Origin of the sequence: Chryseomicrobium sp. FSL W7-1435 (genome assembly GCF_038595005.1) — a bacterium.
Lineage (GTDB): Bacteria > Bacillota > Bacilli > Bacillales_A > Planococcaceae > Chryseomicrobium.
The window spans coordinates 1263952-1285650 of sequence record NZ_CP151997.1; the positions used below are offsets into that span (position 1 = coordinate 1263952).

Genomic DNA, 21699 nt, shown 5'->3' on the forward strand with positions numbered 1-21699 from the left:
ACTATAGAGGTGAATCGTATACAAACAGGAGGAACTGCATATGTATTTTGTCGACCGTAAACGTATTGAAAAAATTGCAGCTCATTTAGAAGAGTTAACAACGGTATATACAAACAAATCTCAATGGACGAGTTATCCAGAAAGTCATTTTATCTTGGAGCGAGTGGCGGGTTCAACTATTGAAGCTATTTTAGATATTGGCAACAGTATGATCGATGGTTTCATCATGCGGGATCCAGGAAGCTATGAAGACATCATTGATATATTAGTGGATGAGAAAGTGGTTACTGCCGATATGGAAGAGGGGTTAAAAGCCATTGTAGGATTACGAAAAGCAGTAGTTCGTGATTACTTTGCAGTAGACGCTGTGCAGGTTGATAGTGTCCTCACGGAGCATTTGTCCGTATTGGTTGAATTCCCTAAACAAGTACGTAAGTATTTAATCAATGAACTTGGTCCTGTCTCAGCATTTTTGCCGGAGGATTCCAATGTTCAATTATAAGATAGTCTGTCTAGATTTAGACGGGACAGTTTATAAAGGTGTAGAGCCAATACCTGAAGCAGTTGCCTTTATACATGAATTGCAACGCCGTGGCATCGAACCTTTTTATATCACGAACAACGCATCCATGTCCCGCTTAGAAATCAAAAATAAGTTACAAGGCTTTGGCATTCAAACGGAAGAGACCTACATTTACACCTCTGGAATGGCAGCGGCGCATTATGTGAAACGCGATTTTCCAAATGCCAAGGTTTATGTCATTGGAACCCAATCACTCCGAAATGAACTGACCGAAGCAGGTCTTACGTTAACCGAACAAGGGTCAGATGCCGTCGTTATGGGAATTGATAAAGGGATTACGTATGATAAGCTCGCTCAAGCATGTTTAGAGGTGCGCTCAGGAGCTAAACTCATTGCCACCAATCCAGATCATGCGTTTCCTTCTCATCAAGGCCTGCTTCCTGGAAACGGGGCGTTCGTCCGACTTGTCGAGTATTCAACTGAAACTCAAGCTATTTTTTGTGGCAAGCCGTCATCCATCATGCTGGAGCTGATTCAATCGGCAACGGGTGTTACTAAAGAAGACATGGTGCTTATCGGGGACAATAGTAAAACAGACCTTCTAGCAGGAATCAATTATGAAATTGCGACGATTCATGTCAATTCAGGAGTAGACCGTCCTGAAACGATTCGTCAGCAAGCAATACCTGTGACCCACTTTGTTGAAAAATTAACTGACTTACTTTAAAAAAAACAGTGCGCCTGTATTATGGGGAGCACTGTTTTTTTAGAATAGAGGATTTTCTTCTATAAACGTATAAATATTATCGACAAGTTCTTGAGGTGTCTCTCCGCGGACGATATCCCCATTGACTACTGCAAAAAGGGTGTCAGCACAGATTGTACAATTGCTTGTACATCCATATTCCAAAACATCAAGATTCGGATCTTTTTCAAGTTGTTCAAAAGCTTCCTGTGCGCCATTGACAATGTTACTTATACAAAATTCCACCATGGGATTCATCGTGTTCACCTCGCTACAAGTTGATGCTACTGCATTTCTACAAAGTCGTCAATTGTTGTGACTTATTGTGAAATGTCTCACAATCATTTATACTTAATGTGACAATGTATGAAGAGGAGTTTTCATATGCAAAAATTAGTACTGCTCGGTGGCGGCTACGGAAATATGCGTATTTTGTTGCGCTTACTACCAAATAATTTACCGTCAGATGTTGAAATCACTTTGATTGATCGCACATCTTTCCACAGTTTAAAAACTGAATTTTATGCACTTGCTGCAGGAACTGTTTCTGATAACGATGTTCGTGTATCATTTCCAGTGAGTGAAAGACTTCATATGAAATATGGAGAAGTTATTGAGATTGACTCTGAAAACAAAGAAGTCCTACTTGAGGGTGGGGAAGCTGTTAAGTATGATGATTTAGTCGTTGGGTTAGGCTGTGAAGACAAGTATCACGGAGTTCCTGGGGCAGATATCTACACGATGAGTATTCAAACAATCGGTAAATCTCGCCAAACGTATCGGACACTTGGAGATCTACCTTCGAATTCCATAGTGGGAATCGTTGGAGCTGGTCTTAGTGGGATTGAGCTGGCAAGTGAATTACGTGAATCTCGTCCAGACTTGCGTATTAAACTGTTTGATCGCAGTCCACGAATTCTTCGTGACTTCCCAGAGCGCTTAAGTAATTACGTCAAGAAATGGTTCGATGAAAACGAAGTCGAAGTCATTAGCAATTCCAATATCACTAAAGTCGAAGAAAAAATGTTGCATAACCACGATGAAACGATTCCAGTGGATGCAGTAGTTTGGACAGCTGGGATTCAACCAGTTGCACCTGTTCGCATGTTACCAGGAGAGAAAGATAGTTCGGGGCGTGTTATTTTAGCACCTCACCATCATTTGCCTCTTGATGACCATATTTATGTCGTAGGTGACTGTGCTTCGTTACCATTTGCACCTAGTGCACAGCTTGCTGAAGAACAAGCTGAACAAATCGTCCATGTACTTAAAGCTAAATGGAACGGCGAGACGCTTCCTGAAAAACTACCAGATATTAAGTTGAAGGGCTTCATGGGCTCCCTCGGAAAGAAACAAGGATTCGCATACCTTGCAGATATGTCTGTAACAGGTCGCATCGCACGTCTAATGAAATCCGGATTACTATGGTATTACAAAAAGCATAATGGTTAATTGAGCCAAAGAACGTTGTTATATCAACGTTCTTGGGCTCTTTTTTTAATGATTTGAAGTGAAAAGTCACATTCCTTCGGAGATTGCGCTCTAAAGATTATCATTGAAATAAATTCCAAGTGATTCCACGGCTCTTTTTTGCAATTACTCAGTAATATGCAAAGAGACATCACCGGTGACATCTCCATGTTTGCATGATACATAAAATATATTTAGTATTTTGCAAATTTATCATTATATTATTCTCGTTATTATAATTTTTTTTGAAAATAAAAAATTTGCTAGTCCTAATTAAACTATTATTATATATCTCATCATGGTAATTTAAGGTAATGGAGGGGACTTAAATGAAAAAATACGCAATTATTGGAATTGTAATGATAGTTATTGTTGTATTAAGTTTTGGTTTCGAGAGAGACGAAAAACTAGTATTTAATGAGAAGATCAATCTAACTTTCTATGAAGATTTAAAGACAAATCAAACCGATTTAATTGAGTTTAACAATGAAAAGTTCGGTCGGGATTTAGATAAAAGCTCTATTAACTTCAAGATAAATGACTTAATTGTTAGACAAGAGAACTCTAGATTCACTGAACTTTCGGCTACTGGACAAGGAGTTTTACATCTTCCGGAAGGAAACTTCGATTTTAATTTTGAAGGAATGGTGTATAAAGTTACATTATCTAATGGCAAAGTCATTTTGAGTGGAGGACTTGAGGGGGATATTGTAAATAAAGCTGGAGAAGATAAGATTAACATCAATTTACTATATGATTATTCGACTGAGAAAGTATACTTAGGAGTTACAAACGGTCATCATGGAGAATTGGCAGCTCTGCCATTTGGTAACTCAAAATTATCATTAGATGAGATAAATGAAATAAATTCATTAATAGCAAATTAAGGGTAAAAACACTATGAAGAAAGTATTAATAGTGATTGCAATCTTATTTGCAAAATTATAGAAGGAAATCAGTATATATAGCATTTTAAAAAATTGTGAGAGCTCATGAAAAACCTAGCTACTATAATAAACATAACGATTAATCGAGCCAAGGAACGTTTTTATATCAACGTTCTCTTGCTCTTTTTTAATTAAAATGGGGTATGAGAAAAATGTAACACGGCTTTTAATTAATATCATTTAAAAAAACTGAGCCCATTCATTTGAGCAGACCCAGCCATTATCTTAAGATATTGAGTTGAGCTGAAGAAGTTATTCCGCAGTTACATACCCATGTTGCTCTAATGCCGAATACACAGGCTTTAACTGGATGTAACCTTCACCAATAACTTCATCTTCAATCGTAACTAATGGATAAAACAACTCGTCGTTTTGAATTTGCTCAATATACTCGCCATCCACGTCTCTCTGTGATTGTTGCTCGATATCCACATAGTGAAAAGTAATGTTGTGATCAACAAATTTACGTGCAATCGCTGCCTCTAACCACTCATAGGTATCTTTAGATGAGGGAGCATTGACACAGCTCGCACAAATCACATCTGCCCCATACACTCTCAAAGTAATTTCCTTCATTATCCCCGACCCCAATTTCTTTATTGGATTTTTTTGTTCTATCCAATTATAATAGGAAATAGTGAAAGGAGTCGAAAGAAATGACTGATACAATGAATGAACAAGTTCAAGAAGTACTCGATAAATTACGCCCATTCCTACTCCGCGATGGTGGGGACTGTGAATTAGTAGATATTGAAGACGGTATCGTAAAATTACGTCTCCTAGGCGCATGTGGTACATGCCCAAGTTCAACGATTACACTAAAAGCTGGTATTGAACGCGCATTACTTGAAGAAGTACCAGGTGTAGTAGAAGTTGAGCAAGTATTTTAAGTAATTAATCGAGACAGGGCACCTGCCTTGTCTTTTTGTTTCAAACAACAGGGAAGGTGGGAAACAAACATGACTCACGTAGTGGATCTGACCGAAGCGGCAGCGTTTCGTGTTAAAGAGATGATGGAACACAACGAAGAACAAGGGGCGTTCCTCCGAGTTTCTGTGAACGGTGGAGGATGCAGTGGTTTATCCTATGGCATGAGCTTTACACACGAAAAAGCGATAGATGACCGAGAAGACCAGCAGCATGAGGTGCCAATAGTTGTAGCTGAAGAAGACGCTGGCATCTTGATGGGTACTAAGATTGATTACAAGCAATCACTCATGGGTGGCGGTTTCACAATCGAAAATCCAAATGCCATCGCAAACTGTGGCTGTGGTTCTTCATTCCGTACAGCAACGAAGCAAGGTACTCCTGAAAATTGTTAATATAAAGACACCGGAACAAACATAGTAATGGATCCAAATTAGTTAATAAATGTTGAGTGTAGTGGAAGGGCTGACTCCAGTGGGATCAAAAGCGTTACGTGAGGCCCCGCAGGAGCGTATGCGACGAGGAGACTCACGACGCGCCCACGGAACGCAGCCCTGGAACGGAACTCAATGCAATCGAATCAGCAGATTCTCAGGAATGGAACCTCGAGAACCTGCTGATTTTATTTTTGTCTAAGTCTGTATCCGCTTATAAAATTCTAATTCTGTGTAAAGCCTAATAAGTACTTAAGTTTTTGAATAATTGCAAACGTTTAATTCGAAACAAGTATTCATTGAACTTCTATTCCAAAAGGGCTAATATAGAAAGTAAGTGTTTGCAACCGATTGGCGGCAAATGAGTGAAAATATAAACTAAAAGGTGGTAGCGGTACCATGAATAGACCTAAGATTTTAATTCTAGGAGCAGGCTATGGCGGACTTTCAACTGCCGTAAATCTACAAAAAAAATTAAATGCAAATGATGCAGATATCACATTAATCAACAAAAATGACTATCATTATGAGTCGACTTGGTTGCACGAAGCAGCAGCAGGTACACTTTCTCCTGAAGATGTACGTTATGACATCAAAAGCGTTTTAAACGGCGATAGAGTGGAATTTGTTCAAGCAGCTGTTACTGGTATCGATGTGAATGCTCGAAAAATTTCAACTGACCGAGGCGAGCATACTTATGACTATCTAGTTATTGGACTTGGTTTTGAAGGCGAAACATTCGGCATTGAAGGCTTAGACAAATATGCGTTATCTATTGCAAACGTTGGCGCAGCTCGTCAAATTCGTCAACATATCGAGTACCAATTCGCTATGTGGTCTCAAGATGAAGTGAAAGATGACAGTCGTCTAACTATCGTTGTAGGTGGAGCAGGCTTTACAGGAATTGAATTCCTTGGAGAGCTTGGCAACCGCATTCCAGAACTATGCAAAGAATATGATGTACCCCAAGAAAAAGTGCGTGTTCTTTGTGTAGAAGCTGCACCAATGGTACTTCCTGGATTTGATCCAGAACTAGTAGATTATGCAATACGTCATTTAGAAGCAAAAGGCATTGAATTCTCGATTGGAACACCAGTTGTTCAAGCTACTCCTGAAGGTGTTAAAATCAAAACTGGCGAAGAACAGTTTGATTTCATTAAAGCAGGTACAGTTGTATGGGCTGCTGGAGTTCGAGGCAACCGTCTAATTGAAACATCAGGTATCGAAAACATGCGTGCTCGTGTCAAAGTTGACAAAGACATGCGTGCTCCAGGATTCCCAGATGTCTTTATTGTTGGAGACTGCGCATTGTTGATCAATGAAGAAGTTAACCGTCCATACCCACCAACAGCTCAAATTGCTATGCAACAAGCAGAAACAATTGCAGACAACTTAATGTCTCTAATGAAAAATGAAGAGACGCATGCATTTGTGCCACAATTAAAAGGTTCTGTTTGTTCACTTGGTGAGCATGATGCAATCGGTGACGTGATGGGTCGTAAAATCACAGGAACTAAAGCAGCTATCATGAAAAAAGTCATCGATAACCGTGCTTTGTACATGATCGGTGGAGCACCACTTGTTATGAAAAAAGGTAAATTGAACTTACTATAAAAATGTTTTTCAAACAGTCGCAGAATTTGCGGCTGTTTTTTTGTGGCCAATAGGAGGAGAAACCACTCTTTTTTTATTTTCGGGTATACTAAAAAACAGGGAGGGGAATACTATGTCACGTAAAGAAAGAGGCAACGTCTGGTTAGGTGTTGCAGGGATTGTGATCAACTCTAAAGGTGAATGGCTCGTTGTTCAAAAGCGGTACGGTGGGCTGAATGGAAAATGGTCTTTGCCAGCAGGATTTGTAGAAGGGAATGAAACCGTTGATCAAGCGGTACTCAGAGAGATTAAAGAAGAAACAGGAATCGATGCAAACGTTATACAGCTAATAGGTTTCCGAAGCGGTGTGATTAAAGAGAAAATTAGTGACAACATGGCTATCTTCTTCTTGAAGCCAGTAGATTCGGAACAGCAACCACATCCTCAACTTGAAGAGTTATATGAAGCCCGCTGGATGACACCTGAGCAGTTATTAGCAGATGAGCGAACTACGACGATGATAAAGGTGTTTTTACGAGTCAATCAAGATGCTGGCTTCGAAACACGTGAAGGGCTGGATCCAGGTCCGGTATTTGGGTACAGCAGTTATAAACTGTTCACAGCATCAGAACACGACTAAGGACACATTTTCGTAATATTTAATTCGAATTATCAAAAAACTCCTTTGAATATCTTTACACGTTTTTTCATATATGATATATTATCAGAATATTAAAACTAAAAATAAGGGAGTTTTTCATATGACACAATTCAGAAAACCAGCAAATCCAACTCATTGCCCATACTGTAAAGGGAACGGCTATTTCCAACTGCGCCTAGGCGGCTCTGAGACTTGTACGGTATGCCAAGGATCAGGCAGAAAATAAAGCAATTTTGACAATCAGGTGAATCAGAGCGGCTTACATTGAAATGCCCCCGGTCTTCGAGTACACTTATACAAGATGACACGGAGGGAAAATCATGGACTTTTCATTGCCGCAACTGATTATATCAATGTTGCTTTTCGTTGTAATGTTTTTTGGAATAGGTTTTTTATTAAATATGTTATTGCGCATGACGTGGTTTATGGCAATTGTATACCCAATCGTTGTAATACTGATTATTGATGATGTTGGATTTTTCGATTACTTTGTTCAACCAGTCACTGCCTTTACAGCATTAGTGACTAAAATCTCTAATCTTCACGTAGCGGATTACGTTATTTTGGGTGGAGGACTTCTAGGGGCCATTATTGCCGGTCTTGTTAGTCGCTATCTTCGTAAAAACGGCTATCAAATGTTTTAATCAAAAAGATCCATCCCGCAACTCTTTGCGAGATGGATCTTTTTTATAGTATCAGCGAATAAAGAATGACCGAAATAGCAATTCCCGTTAAAGCACCCATGAACACTTCAATCGGCTTATGGCCTAATAAAGTTTTAAGTTCTTGAATCTTTTCTTCTTCTTTCTTTTTAGGCCAATCCTTTGTATGCTCATAGAAATTGTGAAGATCTGCCCGTAGTTGATTAATGATAATGGCTTGTTGCCCAGCTTGGAAACGAACGCCTGTTGCATCGAACATGACAATTACAGCGAATATGGCTGAAATACCAAACATGGTAGAATCGAGGCCTTCTTCAAATGCTACTGCTGTTGTCAGGGCAGTTACCGCAGCTGAGTGGGAACTAGGCATTCCTCCGGTAGATGTAAAAAGAGCAGCATCCACTTTACGAGATACTAAATAATGAATAGGTATCTTCACGAACTGAGCGAAAAAAATGGCAAATAGTGCTGTCCATAAAGGGATATTTTGAAAAATTTCCATGATGGATCGCTCCTTTTTCTAGCGTAGTACTTGTAGTATAGCACAAGAAAATTGGCGAGACCCAAATAGAATAGGTATAATAGAAAACGAGTACACAAAGGAGGAATGGTTCGTGATTATTTTAACAAATGAAGTAAATTTAGCTGAAATTCAATACGAAACGTTAGTAGTCGGTCTAAGCACACACAGTGAACAAGTCGAAGGCTGGGACGCATTCACAAGCACATTTGGTCCACAGATTACTGACCTTATTAAATCAAAAGATCTTTCTACAAAAGAAAAAGAAATTACAACTTTCCACGTGGCAACTGATTCATCGGTCAAACGCATTTTATTCGTGGGACTTGGAAACCGTAAAAAGCTTACAGAAGAAAGCCTACGTCAATTATTTGGTCGTGTAGGGAAAACGTTACTTAAGAAAAGCTATTCAGAAGTTTCAATTTTAGTGCCTTCGTTCGTTAACGAAGAACTTTCTGAACAAGATGTAGCTTTCTTGGCTGGAGAAGGGCTAGGCATGGGAACTTACCAAGTACTTGATTACAAAACAACTGTCCATGATACAGATTTTGATTTAGCAGCTGTTGAACTTCTTAGCCAAGCAGATGAGCAAGAGATCGTGTCTTACTTTGAAGTCGGTCTAGTTTATTCAGAAGCTGTGAATGAAGCACGCACGCTTGTTAATATGCCAGGAAACATTCTGACAGCGTCAGAGCTTGGGGAGTACGCACGTGAGCTTGGAGAAGAATATGGTTTTGAGACGCATATTCTTGGAAAAGAAGAAATTGAAGAGCTTGGTATGGGAGCCCTTCTCGCTGTTAATCAGGGATCTGTAGAAGAGCCACGTTTGATCGTGTTAAAGCATCAGGCAACTGATAATTGGGAAGACCCAATCGCTTTAGTCGGTAAGGGAATCACGTTTGATACAGGTGGTTATTCTTTAAAGCCTAAAGACGGTATTGTTGGGATGAAAGGCGATATGGGAGGAGCTGCTGCAGTTCTTGGTGCGATGCGCATCATCGGAGAAACGAAGCCGAACAAGAACGTTATTGCAGTCATCGCTTCTACAGATAACATGGTTTCAGGGAATGCGTTTAAACCTGATGATGTGATCACTTCCATGAGTGGAAAAACAATTGAAATCTTAAATACAGATGCAGAAGGACGCTTAGTCCTTGCAGACGCAGTTACGTATGCAAAACAACAAGGGGCTACAGCTATCGTAGACGTAGCAACATTGACAGGTGGCGTCATCGTAGCACTTGGTATGGATAAAACAGGCGCTTTAACAAATGATGAAGCTCTTTTCGAAGAATTTATGGAAGCTTCTATCGAAACAGGTGAATTTGTATGGCGTTTACCACTGACGGAAAGCGATAAAAAGCGAATCCGTAAGAGTGAAGTGGCAGACTTAAACAATTCACCAGGCCGTGATGGTCATATGATCTTTGGTGGAGGATTCGTCGGAGAGTTTGCAGAAAATACACCTTGGATTCACTTAGACATTGCTGGCACTTCAGGAACACCAAGTGAGCATGATTTAGGACCTAAAGGTGGTACAGGTGTTATGGTACGAACACTTGCCTCATTCGTTGAGCGTTTAGCAACAGAAGACAACTAAAAAAGAGCAGCCTAGAGCTGCTCTTTTTTTGTGGCGTCTTTTGCCACTAATGCCTCCATATCATCTCTAACGGTTTCTTTTGCTAACGGGACACCAGAGAAGTATGCGGCTTTTGCCATCATATGTCCTCCTACAGGTCCTGTGATAAAGAGGAAGACAATCCCCAAGATAATGCGTGGATTAAAATTGTCTTCAATTAACCAGAAGTGAAGAAAAACACCGATTAAGATGGCCATGACACCCAGTGTGGCGCTTTTTGAAGCGGCATGTGCCCGGCTATAGACATCGGGTAATCGAATCAACCCGATTGCTGTTACTAGGATAAAGAAAACGCCAACTGTGATAAAGAGAATGATTAGACTATTGATTAGCATCTCGGTCATTTTCAATAATCACTCCCTTCTCTGTAAATTTAGAGAATGCTACTGTACCGATATAGGCAATGATAGCTAGGAGTAGCACGACTTCTAAAAAGAAAGGAGAATCAAAGAGAATAGAAAACAATCCGACAAGAGTAATCAATCCTACACCCATTGAGTCAAGTGCAATCACGCGGTCAGGAGTCGACGGACCTTTTATCAGTCGATAAAGAAATCCGACTAGACTTAAACTAATGACACCAACAGCAATCCAGAGGAACATGTTCATTAGCGACTCACCTCCATAATTGCTTTTTCGAATGTGTTACGAATAGAATTTACTGTATCTTCTACATCATCTAAATCAAGTGTATGCACATATAGTTTTGTGCGATCTTCTGAGATGTTAATAACGACTGTTCCAGGAGTTAATGTAATTAAAAGAGATAATAATGTGATCTCCCAACCTTCTTTCAACTGTGTTTCTAACTCAAAGATGGCCGGTCGGATATTCATTTTCGGCTTTAAAATCACTCGAAGAACCGCAATATTTGAGACTACCAATTCTTTGAGGAACAGCAAGATCAACTTGGCAACCGCCACAACGCGTTCCAGATAAAAACGGGTTGAAAAGAAACGGCGAAGCATGAATAACATGACTAGACCTAAAATGTACCCAATAATAAATGTAGCAGCTGTAAATGAGTTGGATAGGAACATCCAAACAAATGCTATAAACACATTTAACAGTATTTGAATTGCCATTAGTTGTTCCCTCCTAACACTGCATCCACATAGAATGAAGGATCCATTAATTGACGGCCCGCTTCTAAGAAGAAGGGTGTCAAGAACTCGATGAATACTCCGTAACCCATTACGAGAACAAATAATACAACTACTGGAGCCATGTATTGGCTATACGCTTTTTTAGGAGGAGCGTTGAAGGGTTTCTCACTACCCCAAAAAGCGTAGATGAAGATACGAATCGCAGATAACAATACGACCATTGTTGAAGCTGCAACTACAATCGACTGCCAAACAAACCCGCCTTCTAATCCACCTTGAATAATTAAAATCTTACCGGCAAAACCACTTAGAGGTGGAATACCTGCAAGTGCAAATACAGCAACCAAATAGGTCCATCCTAGAGTCGGATAGTGACGAATCAGACCACCCATTTCTCGCAAGTTTGTCTTGCCAGTAATAAGAATCAGCACCCCGATCATGAGGAAGAGAAGAGCCTTCACTAACATATCATGGACAAGATAAAGCGTAGCGCCTGTTACGGCAGTGGTGTTAAACGCTGCAAAACCAAATAGGATGACACCTACTGCAATGACGATATTGTAGATGATGATCTTTTTGATATCCATATAAGCGAGCGCTCCTATGCTACCAAAAATAATGGTGGCGATCGCCAACATCATTAACATGTCATGTGTGAATGCAACATCTGTTGTAAAGATGAGTGTATAGACGCGTGCAATGCTGTAAATCCCAACCTTCGTTAATAACGCACCAAATAATGCGAGTATTGGAAGGGGAGGGGCATAATATGCGCCTGGTAACCAGAAATAAAGTGGAAAGATCCCAGCTTTAATTCCGAACACTACCAAGAACATGATAGCAATCGTAGAAATTACGCCCATGCTTCCGATTTCTCCAAGCTTTACTGATAAATCGGCCATATTTAATGTTCCAGCTACTGAATAGATGTATCCAATGGTAATGACAAATAGAGCGGCAGCCACTACGTTTACAATGATATATTTCATCGATTCGCGCAGTTGGATTCGTTTACCTCCAAGTGCAATTAACACATAAGAAGCCATCAAGAATACCTCAAAGAATACAAATAGGTTGAATATATCTCCTGTTGTAAATGCCCCGTTGATCCCAGATAACATAAAGAGAACAGCAGGGTAGAAGAAGAAGCGTTCTCGCTCTTCACCTAATGCATAGACAGAATACCACAGCACGACGAATGTGATGAGAGACGAAGAGGTGACTAAAAGTACACTCAACATATCTGAGACGAGTGAGATACCAAATGGAGCATCCCAGCTACCTAATGTTACAACTTGTATGCCATCTGTATATACTTTTGTAAGCAATACAACGGAAATAACCAATGTCAGTAGTGCACCGACAATTCCTCCGATGCGTTGAACGGTTAGGTTATTTCTAAATAGTAATAAAACAGTACCAATCAAAAGCGGGACGATGATTGGAAGAACGACTAAATTAATCAATTTCACCCCTGCCTTTCATATGGTCCATATTATCCGTTCCAATTTCTTGGTACGTACGGTAAGCAAGAACAAGTGCAAAAGCTGTTACACCAAATGCGATTACAATTGCAGTTAGTATCAAAGCTTGTGGGAGTGGATCTGCATAATCTGCAACGGTTACTCCTTCACCAACAACGGGAGGTTTGTTTCCTCCTAATCCACCCATTGTTAAAAGAAGAAGGTGAGTTCCATGACTCAATAAGCCTGTTCCGATGATAATGCGCAATAAACTTTTTGAAAGAATCAAATAGGTTGCTGCACTGAATAAGAATCCGGCTATTATCGCCATCATGATTTCCATCAGTTGTCGCCTCCCATCATTTCAATAATTGTAAGTGTTATTCCAACAACGACTAGGTATACCCCAATATCAAAAAATAGGGCAGTATGAATCGATGTCTCACCAAGTAAAGGAATATCAAAATAGTCGTACCAATGTGTGAAGAAAGGGACATTAAATACAATAGCTCCAGCTGCAGTTAAAACTGCAACAATCATACCAATAGCTGTCATGGCGAGATAATTGAAAGGAAGTACTTCCTTTACAGTTTTAAAATCATACGCAAGTAGAAGGAGTACAATCGCCGATGCCATCAGAAGGCCACCGACAAATCCTCCACCTGGCGTGTAGTGTCCTGCAAAGAAGATATGAATCGAGAACAGGAAGATAATGAAGAATGTGACGCGTGTGGTCGTCTGTAAAATTAAATCATTCGACTTCATTTGTAACTGCTCCCTTCTTTTTCTTTTGCAGGCGAAGCTTGATCATGCTGATGATTCCAATTGAAGCAATCATCAATACGCCAATTTCAAAGAGTGTATCAAAACCACGGTAATCCACTAAAATTACGTTTACAATATTTCCGCCACCTGCTTCTGTGTAAACAGTCTCTTTGTAAAACTCAGAGATTGAAGTCAGTTGACGTTGAGAGTAAGCACTAATTCCGATTAATGTAACAGTTAATCCCACGGCAACAGAAATCAAAAAGTTTCCAAATCGGAAGCGGTTGTCTTCTTTGCCTTTGTAATACTTATCTAACTTTGGTAAGTGATAAAACGCTGTTAAGAACAGGGCTACCGAAATTGTTTCGATCACTAACTGTGTTAATGCTAAATCGGGTGCTTTAAAGATGACGTAAAACAGGGCAACTGTGTACCCAACGCTACCAAGTGCGATAACAGCTGTTAGACGTGACCAAGTAATCAAGATCGCCATCACACTACCGATTAATATAATTGTTAACACAACTTCGAATAGACGAATAGGTGCAAGGTTATCAGTCGAAATGGCAAACCCACCTTGTGTGAACAGGGTAGTGATACCGAGAATAGCCATCCCAGCAAACATATAAACTAAATAATCACGAATAGAACCTGTCATAAAGCGGTCAGATAGAGCGCGGTTCCAGTTGAGCGAACCATCCATTAACGTGTCATAGCCACGGTTTAGTGTGAACTTCTCAGGCCATTTCGAATAGATTGGTTGCCACTTCGGCAAGAACTTATAAAGCAAGAATCCGACGACAACTACACCTACAGTCAACCATAAGGCAGGAGAATCCCAACCGTGCCAAGCTTTGATGTAAAAGTCAATGTCTGCAGCGGTTGTATAGGTAGTTGATTGAATCGCGGCTGTTGCAGGTTTCACGAGCCAATCACCAATGACATTTGGAATAAAGAACACGATGACTACTAGTGAAGCTAGAACAACTGGCGAAATCAGCATACCAATCGGTGCTTCGTGCGGTGCTTTCGGCAACTCTTCTTCTTTACGAGTTCCCATGAATGTATACCAAACAAAGTAGATACTATAGATAAACGTGAAGACGCTCGCAACCCAAGCCACAAGGGGCACTAAATAGGCGATAGTCATCATAGTGACATCTGCTTCAAGAAGACTGAGTACAGCCTCTAGGAACATTTCTTTACTTAAGAATCCATTGAATGGGGGAAGACCCGCCATCGATAGGCTGCCGATCATAGCGACTGTAAACGTAACGGGCATTAAACTCATCAAGCCGCCAAGTTTTCTTATATCACGCGTACCCGTTTCATGGTCCACAATACCAGCCACCATAAAGAGACTTCCTTTAAAAGTAGCATGGTTAAAGAGGTGGAAAATTGCTGCGAATGTTGCAAACGTGAAGGTTTCGACTGCGCTACCTGTAACGAGGTAGGCAAATCCACCAAGGCCTAAAAGCGACATGATCAAACCTAGTTGACTGACAGTTGAAAAGGCAAGAATCCCTTTTAAATCTGTTTGTTTAACCGCAAAGAATGAACCCCAGAACAAGGTTAGAAGACCAATCCCTGTGACGAGCCAAACCCAAACTTCCGAAAAAGCAAATACCGGTGTAAAACGAGCCACTAGATAAAGGCCAGCTTTTACCATGGTAGCCGAGTGGAGGTAGGCGCTGACAGGTGTCGGAGCTTCCATTGCATCTGGAAGCCAGATGTAGAACGGGAATTGAGCAGATTTTGTAAATGCTCCAAGTAAGACCAGGACGATAGCCACTGTGAAGAGTGGGGCATCTACGATTGTATCCACTTGAGCGATTGTTTCTCGAATCGAATAAGTTCCTGTCAAAACATAAAGAATGAGGAAACCTACAAGCATCATTAAGCCGCCAGTGACTGTAATCATCATGGACTTTAATGCGCCAAAACGAGAGGCATCTTTTTTATACCAATAAGCAATTAATAAGAAGGAAGAAATCGAAGTTAATTCCCAAAAGAAATAAAGAGCAATGGTATGGTCAAATTGAACAACACCTAGCATAGCGCTCATAAACATCAATAAGTAGACATAAAAATTACCGAGCTTCTCTTTGGTCTTGTCTAAGTAGAAGATCGAGTAGAGGACTACGAGCGAGCCGATACCAGTAATCAATAATGAGAACAGGAGACTCAGGCCGTCAATATGAATGTCAAAATTGAAGTCGAGGGAAGGCACCCACGAGACACTTGCTAATTGAGCTTCTCCTTGTTGAATAGGAGATAAAAAGCGCAAGTAAAACAGGAAAAGCAGAACTGGTGCTAGTAATACAAACCAGCCCGTATGTATCGATTTAATCGATCTATATGCAAACGGTATAACTACGGCAAGAAAAATTGGTAATAGAATTGCCATAAAAAGCAGCATAAAGAGTCCCCTTTCTTAGTTAGAGTGATAGAAAAGTAATGCACCCTAGTTAAAAGTATAACGTACTCAGGGGGTAATTGCACATGTCAGAACCTAGTAGTGAAGCGACTTTAAAGGCTTATATATATGAAGAAAGCAAAAAATGCAAAAAAAACGACCCAAAAATAAAAACAGCAGTTTCTCTAGATTGAATTCTAAAGAATCTGCTGCTTCGTGTATATGGAGTTCCGTTCCGGGGCTGCGTTCCGTGGGCGCGTTGTGTTTACAGCTCAATGGAATCGAGTTGCGAACGTCATAAAGACGCTCCAAAAGCAGTCGCACCAACCGAGGCTTAGAGCGCCTCACTTGGCACGCCTGATTTTCTCGGACTTTCTAGCATGACGTCCTCCACATCTAAATATAATCAAGTTGCGAACGTCATAAAGACGCTCCAAAAGCAGTCGCACCAACCGAGGCTTAGAGCGCCTCACTTGGCACGCCTGATTTTCTCGGACTTTCTAGCATGACGTCCTCCACATCTAAGAGGGGTCTCACATTCCGACTTTTGATCCCACTGGAGTCAACCCCTACACTCCACTCCACTTTCTAACTTGTTTAGCTCCAATACTATATTTTGTCCCACCCTCTGCTTTTCTTGTATATTGAGTTCTGTTTCGAGGTTTATTTCCTCGGAGTTTCTTGCATGACGTTCTCCACATCTAAATGGAATCAAGTTGCGAACGTCAGAAACACGCTCCAAAATCAGTCGCACCAACCGAGGCAAAGAGCGCCTCACTTGGCACCACTGATTTCCTCGGAGTTTCTTGCGTGACGTTCTCCACATCTAAATGGAATCAAGTTGCGAACGTCAGAAACACGCTCCAAAATCAGTCGCAACAACCGAGGCAAAGAGCGCCTCACTTGGCACGCCTGATTTCCTCGGAGTTTCTTGCGTGACGTTCTCCACATCTAAGAGTTAAGTCGCTTTCATATGAAGTTCTTCTTCAAGCAATACTTCTTCAAAATCTTGTTGAGGAGCCTTCCTCACGTAGGCGAGAACGATAAGTGCTACAACGAATAATGCTCCTGTGACAACGAACACGGTAGAGATGCCGACCCATCCAGCAACAACACCGCCAAATATAGGACCGATGATGTTCCCTAAGAACCGAGCACTCGTATTGTATCCCATCAATTCCCCCTGAACTTCTACTGGCGCTTCTCTGCGAATGATTGCCGTTGTAATTGGTACCAGTCCACCCGCCGCGATTCCGAATAAGAAGCGAAGAACAACAAGCTGCCATAGGGAAGTGACGAAGGCTTGAGGGACAATAAAGAGAACACTTAAAGCTAACAAAATGACTAATATTCGTTCATAGCCATAACTGTCTCCAAATTTTCCCCAGGCTCTTGTAAACAGAAGGTTACCGACACCTGCAGCACTAAAGGCTAAACCAGCTAGGAAGGCGATATTCGCTGCGTGCGTTAACTCGCCCACATAAAGTGACAGCAACGGCTGGACGCTGAACAACCCGATTTGTATCAAAGTTGTAATGACAAGAACGTTCCAGATCAAGCGGTGATGCAGGATGCCCGCCATAACGGTTTTCCGTGAATAGGAATGAGCGTTCTTTTCTTTAACGATTTTATCTTCGCGTAAAAATAACAACACGATCAGTGCCGATAGCGTAACAGCCACCGCGGCGATAATAAACGTATAAGAGAAGCCGAATGTGTCTGCCAAAAGTCCGCCGAGCACTGGACCAAATAGAGTCCCTGCAACACTACCCATTTGTAAGGTACCAAGAGTCTTACCCGCCACTTCTTTTGGTGTTTGGCTACTAATGAAAGCAAGAGAGGTTGGGATAAATCCTGTTACGACTCCCATAAATAATCGCAAAACAAAAAAGGCCTCCACTGATTGGACGAATCCCATCAATAGGACAGAAAGTGCAATCCCGAATCCATTTAGCACTAGGATGGGCTTATAACCATATTTATCCGCAATGCGTCCCCAAATTGGTGACATCAGAAATGCGGTGACAAAGGTAGCTGCAAACACTAGTCCTGACCATTTTTGGACATAAGCATCTGAAAATTCACCAAACGTATCAATGTATAAGGCAAGGAAGGGCATGATCATCGTCATCGTACTGGCGACTAAAAAGTTGGTGCCCCACATAATTTGAAAATTTTTCTTTGAGTGCATTGTATCCCTTCTTTCTATGCATCTCAGCATTTCTATTATAGAACATTTCGTGAGGCGAATGAAGGGTTGTGCTCAAAAATTTTATCCCTGTTCTAAGTGTGTGTTACAATGGATGCGAATAAACCGATATAGAAAGAAGATGACTCTGTGTTTGAATTGCTATTTCTCTATCTCTATTTCCCGGAAGATAAAACAGAATATATACCAGTAGTCTTGCAATTGATCGGAGTTTTGATCCTTGCAGCACTTGTCATACGATGGCTATTGAAACGTTCCGCTATTGAGGCCGAAGAAGCCCGTCAATTAGAAGAGCGTTTAAAAGCAGAAAAAGAGCAGGAACAGTCCAATTAGTGGACTGCCTGCTCTTTTTTTCTATTTAGTAAGAGTTTTAGAGGCTTGAATAAATCGCTCAACGCCATCTTTCACAGTGTCAAGTGGACAGGCGATATTCATACGTAAAAATCCATCGCCCTCGGGACCATATTTTGTACCAGGCTCAAGTGCCAATTTACCCTCGTGCAGCAGTGCATGCATCATATCTTTTTCTGTTACATTCAAGGCACGGTAATCAATCCACAGTAAATAGGTCGCTTCTGGTTTTAGTACCACAATGCCTGGAATTTCAGATGATAAGTGTTTTATGACATAGTTTGTATTCTCTTCTAGTTGAGTCATCAACTCAGCTACCCAAGGCGAGCCGTCCTGATAAGCAGCTTTCATAGCCGTCGCCCCTAATACCGTCATCCCCATATGCGCAGCGTTCGTGGCAGTTTCTTTTAATTTCTCACGCTTCTTGTCATCAGTTACAATCAAATAAGCAGCTTGTAATCCAGCAAGATTAAAGGTTTTTGTTGGAGCCATACATGTAATGATATGGTCTGTGTGATCGGCTACTGAGAGAGCCATCGTGTGTGTGAACGGTTCAAAAACTAGATCCGCATGAATCTCATCTGAAATGAGTAATACGCCATGCTGGTGACACAAATCAGCAATTCGTTTCACATCTTCTCGAGACCACACTTTCCCACCAGGGTTATGTGGATTACAAAAGATAAATGCGGCGATGTTCTCTTGAAGTGCTTGTTCAAAGGCGTCGAAGTCAAGACTGTAGTGACCCTCGTCTTCAGTTAGGCTGAAAGTGACTACTTCACGGTTTAGATTTGCTGGTGTGCTTCGAAAGGGTGGATAGACTGGGCCGTGTACTAAAACGCGGTCCCCTGGCGCTGTAAATGCCTGGAGGGCAAGTGCCATCGAAGGGATGACTCCAGATTCATAGAGTAACCAATCTTTATCGATAGTTGTTTGGTGTTTGGTAGCCAGCCAATCTACTACTGCTTGCGTCACAGATTGTCCTGGATAGGAATAACCAAAAACACCGCTTTGAATACGTTTAATAAGAGCTTCTTCTACAAAGGGAGGGAGAGCAAAGTCCATGTCGGCTACCCACATCGGTAAAATTTCCTCACCATGTTGTACGGAATAAATCTCATTTAACCAATCCCATTTGATAGAGTCTGTGTTGCGGCGTGTATGTACTGTAGTAAAATCATACATGGGCAATTCTCCTTCCATTTTGACTGTTCTATGCTATTATATAGCAGACTACTTAGGAAATTAAGGTGAAACTATGCATCAAATTGATATGAATAAACAAGCAGTCCGCATTCTTGGAGAATGGGATCCTTTTCAAATAGGTGCAGATCTTTATGCAGCTGAAGCAGCAGACGTCGTTGCCTTTTTACAAGGTGCCATTCATCCATCTGACGTCGCGCATCATATACAAATGGTTTATGAACACTCTTTTGAAGAATGGATTCCCCTTGAGAAGTGCGTGGAAATCTCTTATAAATTAATCGCATTAAAACTTTCTGTTACCTGTAGTATTTAATAAAAATCCCTGTGGAAATTTCCACAGGGATTTTTTTATGCAGGTGTAAGCCCGTCCAATAAATTGGACGCAGGAACTTCTAAAGCATTAGAAAGCTTCAAAAGTGTTTGGGTAGATGGTTTTTCAACACCAGACTCATAGGCCTGTAATTTGGCAACACCAATACGTACTTTTAAGGATAGGTCTTCTAACGACATGTTACGCTCTTGGCGCAGTCGTTGCAATTGATTGGCTAATTCTACATTCATCATTGCCACATCCTTTCTACATATATAGTATGTTACCATAATTACAAATGCGCAATAGTCAGAAAACGTGACGAAATGAGTACAATTGTTACTACAGAGCTTCCAAGATTTGCCGAATTAAAATAATTGTTATCATTACAGGTGCTAAGTAACGTACCAAGGAATGCCAAACCGTATACGCCACTGGCGACAAGTTCAGTTCTTCTTGAGTTGCTTGCTTACTCATAGCGTAACCTGCAAATAAGGAGATGAATAAAGCACCAAGTGGAAGCCCGAAATTATTTACCAAGTAATCTGCATTATCAAAGAAGGTTCTTCCTGCAATTGTCCAGTCAGCTAACACGCCGAAGGAAAGGGCACTTGGAATACCGAAAATGAAAATGAAGATTCCCATAAGAATAGCTGCTCGGCGTCGACGATCATATTTCGATTTGATAGCGATAGATACAGTAATTTCTAACATGCTAATTGATGAAGTCAGCGTTGCAAACAACATCAAAATAAAGAACAGCAACATGAAAAGAGAACCGAATGCTAACTCCCCAAAGACTGCAGGGAGAATAATGAACACAAGACCAGGTCCCTCATTTGGTGAATAGCCTAGCGCAAATACTGCCGGGAAAATCACAAGTCCTGCTAACAGAGAAATAAAGATATTCATGCCTGCCACGCTTGTTGCAGACTGCGTCAAGTTTGTTTCTTTTGATAAGTAGGAAGCATACGTGATCATCCCCGCGACACCCACACTTAAAGAAAAGAAGGCTTGACCAAGAGCCATAAGTGCGATTTCCCAAGTTACAGCACTCCAGTCGGGAACGAGTAAGAATTGAACACCTTCCATAGCCCCTTCAAGAGTTAAAGAACGAACAGCCAGTAGGATAAAGAAAACAAACAGAGCAGGCATCATCCATTTGCTAGCTCGTTCAATCCCGCCTTTAATTCCTCCAGATACAATCCAAATAGTGAGCACCATAAAAATAGCTTGTGCAAAAATGGCTTGCCACGGATTGGCAATCATCGAACCGAATGTTGCTTCGTAATCAATTGAAGCGGTTGTAACAAGTTGTTTCACTGAAATCCACAAGTAGGTGATAATCCATCCACCTACTACTGAATAGAACGATAAGATGACAAACGAAAACACAAAACCTGCTCGGCCAATCCAAGCCCATGCTTTTGTGTCACTTAGACGCTTAAAACTCGTCACGGCATCTGCTTGCCCGCGTCGACCAATAATAAACTCTGCGAGTAAAATAGGTAACCCGATAAGAAGCGTTGCTAGTATGAATAGCAGCACAAATGCACCGCCCCCATTAGTTCCTGCCATATAAGGAAACTTCCAAATTGCACCTAAGCCGATTGCCGACCCAGCTGCAGCTAATATAAATCCAATCTTTGAACCAAATGAATCTCGTTTCATCAAATAACCACCTTCAAGACTAATTGCCTAATTGTATACGAAAAGAGTTGAAAAACAAAGTAAAAATAAATACTCTGCCGA

General features: G+C 41.0%; 27 protein-coding genes. 13 read left to right on the forward strand and 14 right to left on the reverse strand.

Annotated elements, in window-relative coordinates; all coding sequences use genetic code 11:
• Positions 1–40 precede the first annotated feature (40 nt).
• Positions 41–502: a DUF86 domain-containing protein gene (locus MKY84_RS06380; RefSeq protein ID WP_342528731.1), complete on the forward strand. Its 462-nt coding sequence runs from the start codon at positions 41–43 to the stop codon at positions 500–502.
• Positions 489–1250 carry a TIGR01457 family HAD-type hydrolase gene (locus MKY84_RS06385; protein ID WP_342528732.1) on the forward strand — a complete coding sequence of 254 codons (762 nt, stop codon included), beginning with the start codon at positions 489–491 and terminating at the stop codon, positions 1248–1250. The genes MKY84_RS06380 and MKY84_RS06385 overlap by 14 nt, the downstream gene beginning before the upstream one ends.
• A gap of 39 nt (positions 1251–1289) precedes the next feature.
• Here MKY84_RS06385 and MKY84_RS06390 read toward each other — a convergent pair whose 3' ends face one another.
• Positions 1290–1526 (reverse strand): YuzB family protein, encoded by a 237-nt coding sequence (locus tag MKY84_RS06390; RefSeq protein WP_342528734.1) that lies wholly within the window; start codon positions 1524–1526, stop codon positions 1290–1292.
• Positions 1527–1652: 126 nt separating this feature from the next.
• Here MKY84_RS06390 and MKY84_RS06395 point away from each other — a divergent pair, with 126 nt between their 5' ends.
• Both MKY84_RS06395 and MKY84_RS06400 read left to right on the forward strand, forming a co-directional pair.
• Positions 1653–2720: an NAD(P)/FAD-dependent oxidoreductase gene (locus MKY84_RS06395; RefSeq protein ID WP_342528736.1), complete on the forward strand. Its 1068-nt coding sequence runs from the start codon at positions 1653–1655 to the stop codon at positions 2718–2720.
• Between the two features lie 347 nt (positions 2721–3067).
• A complete protein-coding gene (locus tag MKY84_RS06400; RefSeq protein ID WP_342528738.1) occupies positions 3068–3625 on the forward strand; it encodes a hypothetical protein in 558 nt (185 codons plus the stop codon).
• Between the two features lie 312 nt (positions 3626–3937).
• Here MKY84_RS06400 and MKY84_RS06405 read toward each other — a convergent pair whose 3' ends face one another.
• Complete coding sequence (locus MKY84_RS06405; RefSeq protein ID WP_342528740.1) at positions 3938–4261, reverse strand: YuzD family protein; 324 nt, start codon at positions 4259–4261, stop codon at positions 3938–3940.
• A gap of 80 nt (positions 4262–4341) precedes the next feature.
• Here MKY84_RS06405 and MKY84_RS06410 point away from each other — a divergent pair, with 80 nt between their 5' ends.
• From MKY84_RS06410 to MKY84_RS06435, 6 genes are all read left to right on the forward strand, one after another.
• Positions 4342–4575: a NifU family protein gene (locus MKY84_RS06410; RefSeq protein WP_342528741.1), complete on the forward strand. Its 234-nt coding sequence runs from the start codon at positions 4342–4344 to the stop codon at positions 4573–4575.
• A gap of 69 nt (positions 4576–4644) precedes the next feature.
• Positions 4645–5007 (forward strand): iron-sulfur cluster assembly accessory protein, encoded by a 363-nt coding sequence (locus MKY84_RS06415; protein ID WP_342528743.1) that lies wholly within the window; start codon positions 4645–4647, stop codon positions 5005–5007.
• Positions 5008–5445: 438 nt separating this feature from the next.
• Complete coding sequence (locus MKY84_RS06420) at positions 5446–6660, forward strand: NAD(P)/FAD-dependent oxidoreductase (RefSeq protein WP_342528745.1); 1215 nt, start codon at positions 5446–5448, stop codon at positions 6658–6660.
• 112 nt (positions 6661–6772) lie between these two features.
• Positions 6773–7279, forward strand: coding sequence for an NUDIX hydrolase (locus MKY84_RS06425; RefSeq protein WP_342528747.1), 507 nt, complete (start codon positions 6773–6775; stop codon positions 7277–7279).
• 121 nt (positions 7280–7400) lie between these two features.
• Complete coding sequence (locus tag MKY84_RS06430) at positions 7401–7526, forward strand: YuiA family protein (RefSeq protein ID WP_342528749.1); 126 nt, start codon at positions 7401–7403, stop codon at positions 7524–7526.
• A 94-nt stretch (positions 7527–7620) separates the two neighbouring features.
• Positions 7621–7944 (forward strand): YuiB family protein, encoded by a 324-nt coding sequence (locus tag MKY84_RS06435; protein ID WP_342528751.1) that lies wholly within the window; start codon positions 7621–7623, stop codon positions 7942–7944.
• Positions 7945–7987: 43 nt separating this feature from the next.
• On the opposite strand, the gene MKY84_RS06440 is transcribed toward MKY84_RS06435, so the two are convergent.
• Positions 7988–8464, reverse strand: a complete 477-nt coding sequence (locus tag MKY84_RS06440) for a divergent PAP2 family protein (protein ID WP_342528754.1) — start codon at positions 8462–8464, stop codon at positions 7988–7990.
• Between the two features lie 112 nt (positions 8465–8576).
• Here MKY84_RS06440 and MKY84_RS06445 point away from each other — a divergent pair, with 112 nt between their 5' ends.
• Complete coding sequence (locus MKY84_RS06445; RefSeq protein WP_342528756.1) at positions 8577–10082, forward strand: leucyl aminopeptidase; 1506 nt, start codon at positions 8577–8579, stop codon at positions 10080–10082.
• 11 nt (positions 10083–10093) lie between these two features.
• On the opposite strand, the gene mnhG is transcribed toward MKY84_RS06445, so the two are convergent.
• The 8 genes from mnhG to MKY84_RS06485 form a co-directional block, all read right to left on the reverse strand.
• The gene (gene mnhG / locus MKY84_RS06450; protein ID WP_342528758.1) at positions 10094–10465 is read right to left on the reverse strand and encodes a monovalent cation/H(+) antiporter subunit G; all 372 of its coding nucleotides are present in this window, start codon (positions 10463–10465) and stop codon (positions 10094–10096) included.
• Positions 10443–10730: a Na(+)/H(+) antiporter subunit F1 gene (locus MKY84_RS06455; RefSeq protein WP_342528760.1), complete on the reverse strand. Its 288-nt coding sequence runs from the start codon at positions 10728–10730 to the stop codon at positions 10443–10445. Before MKY84_RS06455 ends, mnhG begins: the two co-directional genes overlap by 23 nt.
• Positions 10730–11206, reverse strand: coding sequence for a Na+/H+ antiporter subunit E (locus MKY84_RS06460; protein WP_342528762.1), 477 nt, complete (start codon positions 11204–11206; stop codon positions 10730–10732). The genes MKY84_RS06455 and MKY84_RS06460 overlap by 1 nt, the downstream gene beginning before the upstream one ends.
• Positions 11206–12693, reverse strand: coding sequence for a Na+/H+ antiporter subunit D (locus tag MKY84_RS06465; protein WP_342528858.1), 1488 nt, complete (start codon positions 12691–12693; stop codon positions 11206–11208). Before MKY84_RS06465 ends, MKY84_RS06460 begins: the two co-directional genes overlap by 1 nt.
• Positions 12686–13033: a Na(+)/H(+) antiporter subunit C gene (locus tag MKY84_RS06470; RefSeq protein WP_204591833.1), complete on the reverse strand. Its 348-nt coding sequence runs from the start codon at positions 13031–13033 to the stop codon at positions 12686–12688. Before MKY84_RS06470 ends, MKY84_RS06465 begins: the two co-directional genes overlap by 8 nt.
• Complete coding sequence (locus tag MKY84_RS06475) at positions 13033–13455, reverse strand: Na(+)/H(+) antiporter subunit B (RefSeq protein WP_204591831.1); 423 nt, start codon at positions 13453–13455, stop codon at positions 13033–13035. The genes MKY84_RS06470 and MKY84_RS06475 overlap by 1 nt, the downstream gene beginning before the upstream one ends.
• Complete coding sequence (locus tag MKY84_RS06480) at positions 13442–15874, reverse strand: Na+/H+ antiporter subunit A (protein ID WP_342528766.1); 2433 nt, start codon at positions 15872–15874, stop codon at positions 13442–13444. Before MKY84_RS06480 ends, MKY84_RS06475 begins: the two co-directional genes overlap by 14 nt.
• Positions 15875–16829: 955 nt before the next feature.
• A complete protein-coding gene (locus MKY84_RS06485; RefSeq protein WP_342528767.1) occupies positions 16830–18062 on the reverse strand; it encodes an MFS transporter in 1233 nt (410 codons plus the stop codon).
• Between the two features lie 147 nt (positions 18063–18209).
• Between MKY84_RS06485 and MKY84_RS06490 the strand changes: the two genes are divergently transcribed.
• Positions 18210–18413, forward strand: a complete 204-nt coding sequence (locus tag MKY84_RS06490; RefSeq protein WP_342528768.1) for a hypothetical protein — start codon at positions 18210–18212, stop codon at positions 18411–18413.
• A gap of 21 nt (positions 18414–18434) precedes the next feature.
• On the opposite strand, the gene MKY84_RS06495 is transcribed toward MKY84_RS06490, so the two are convergent.
• Positions 18435–19616, reverse strand: coding sequence for a MalY/PatB family protein (locus tag MKY84_RS06495; RefSeq protein ID WP_342528769.1), 1182 nt, complete (start codon positions 19614–19616; stop codon positions 18435–18437).
• Positions 19617–19689: 73 nt separating this feature from the next.
• Here MKY84_RS06495 and MKY84_RS06500 point away from each other — a divergent pair, with 73 nt between their 5' ends.
• Complete coding sequence (locus MKY84_RS06500; RefSeq protein WP_342528770.1) at positions 19690–19950, forward strand: DUF1871 family protein; 261 nt, start codon at positions 19690–19692, stop codon at positions 19948–19950.
• A gap of 35 nt (positions 19951–19985) precedes the next feature.
• Here MKY84_RS06500 and MKY84_RS06505 read toward each other — a convergent pair whose 3' ends face one another.
• Positions 19986–20198 carry a helix-turn-helix transcriptional regulator gene (locus tag MKY84_RS06505; RefSeq protein ID WP_342528859.1) on the reverse strand — a complete coding sequence of 71 codons (213 nt, stop codon included), beginning with the start codon at positions 20196–20198 and terminating at the stop codon, positions 19986–19988.
• A gap of 91 nt (positions 20199–20289) precedes the next feature.
• Positions 20290–21621 (reverse strand): sodium-dependent transporter, encoded by a 1332-nt coding sequence (locus tag MKY84_RS06510; protein WP_342528771.1) that lies wholly within the window; start codon positions 21619–21621, stop codon positions 20290–20292.
• Positions 21622–21699: the final 78 nt, after the last annotated feature.

Bases quoted from the DNA above. Each gene is read 5' to 3' on its own strand.
- MKY84_RS06460 (WP_342528762.1), bottom strand. From the start codon at position 11,206: ATGGCAATTCAAATACTGTTAAATGTGTTTATAGCATTTGTTTGGATG.
- MKY84_RS06400 (WP_342528738.1), top strand. From the start codon at position 3,068: ATGAAAAAATACGCAATTATTGGAATTGTAATGATAGTTATTGTTGTA.
- MKY84_RS06420 (WP_342528745.1), top strand. From the start codon at position 5,446: ATGAATAGACCTAAGATTTTAATTCTAGGAGCAGGCTATGGCGGACTT.
- MKY84_RS06495 (WP_342528769.1), bottom strand. From the start codon at position 19,616: ATGTATGATTTTACTACAGTACATACACGCCGCAACACAGACTCTATC.
- MKY84_RS06505 (WP_342528859.1), bottom strand. From the start codon at position 20,198: ATGAATGTAGAATTAGCCAATCAATTGCAACGACTGCGCCAAGAGCGT.
- MKY84_RS06500 (WP_342528770.1), top strand. From the start codon at position 19,690: ATGCATCAAATTGATATGAATAAACAAGCAGTCCGCATTCTTGGAGAA.
- MKY84_RS06480 (WP_342528766.1), bottom strand. From the start codon at position 15,874: ATGCTGCTTTTTATGGCAATTCTATTACCAATTTTTCTTGCCGTAGTT.
- MKY84_RS06415 (WP_342528743.1), top strand. From the start codon at position 4,645: ATGACTCACGTAGTGGATCTGACCGAAGCGGCAGCGTTTCGTGTTAAA.
- MKY84_RS06440 (WP_342528754.1), bottom strand. From the start codon at position 8,464: ATGGAAATTTTTCAAAATATCCCTTTATGGACAGCACTATTTGCCATT.
- MKY84_RS06385 (WP_342528732.1), top strand. From the start codon at position 489: ATGTTCAATTATAAGATAGTCTGTCTAGATTTAGACGGGACAGTTTAT.
- MKY84_RS06485 (WP_342528767.1), bottom strand. From the start codon at position 18,062: ATGCACTCAAAGAAAAATTTTCAAATTATGTGGGGCACCAACTTTTTA.
- MKY84_RS06455 (WP_342528760.1), bottom strand. From the start codon at position 10,730: ATGAACATGTTCCTCTGGATTGCTGTTGGTGTCATTAGTTTAAGTCTA.
- MKY84_RS06395 (WP_342528736.1), top strand. From the start codon at position 1,653: ATGCAAAAATTAGTACTGCTCGGTGGCGGCTACGGAAATATGCGTATT.
- MKY84_RS06470 (WP_204591833.1), bottom strand. From the start codon at position 13,033: ATGGAAATCATGATGGCGATAATAGCCGGATTCTTATTCAGTGCAGCA.
- MKY84_RS06425 (WP_342528747.1), top strand. From the start codon at position 6,773: ATGTCACGTAAAGAAAGAGGCAACGTCTGGTTAGGTGTTGCAGGGATT.
- MKY84_RS06380 (WP_342528731.1), top strand. From the start codon at position 41: ATGTATTTTGTCGACCGTAAACGTATTGAAAAAATTGCAGCTCATTTA.
- MKY84_RS06430 (WP_342528749.1), top strand. From the start codon at position 7,401: ATGACACAATTCAGAAAACCAGCAAATCCAACTCATTGCCCATACTGT.
- MKY84_RS06435 (WP_342528751.1), top strand. From the start codon at position 7,621: ATGGACTTTTCATTGCCGCAACTGATTATATCAATGTTGCTTTTCGTT.
- MKY84_RS06410 (WP_342528741.1), top strand. From the start codon at position 4,342: ATGACTGATACAATGAATGAACAAGTTCAAGAAGTACTCGATAAATTA.
- MKY84_RS06405 (WP_342528740.1), bottom strand. From the start codon at position 4,261: ATGAAGGAAATTACTTTGAGAGTGTATGGGGCAGATGTGATTTGTGCG.
- MKY84_RS06390 (WP_342528734.1), bottom strand. From the start codon at position 1,526: ATGAATCCCATGGTGGAATTTTGTATAAGTAACATTGTCAATGGCGCA.
- mnhG (WP_342528758.1), bottom strand. From the start codon at position 10,465: ATGACCGAGATGCTAATCAATAGTCTAATCATTCTCTTTATCACAGTT.
- MKY84_RS06475 (WP_204591831.1), bottom strand. From the start codon at position 13,455: ATGAAGTCGAATGATTTAATTTTACAGACGACCACACGCGTCACATTC.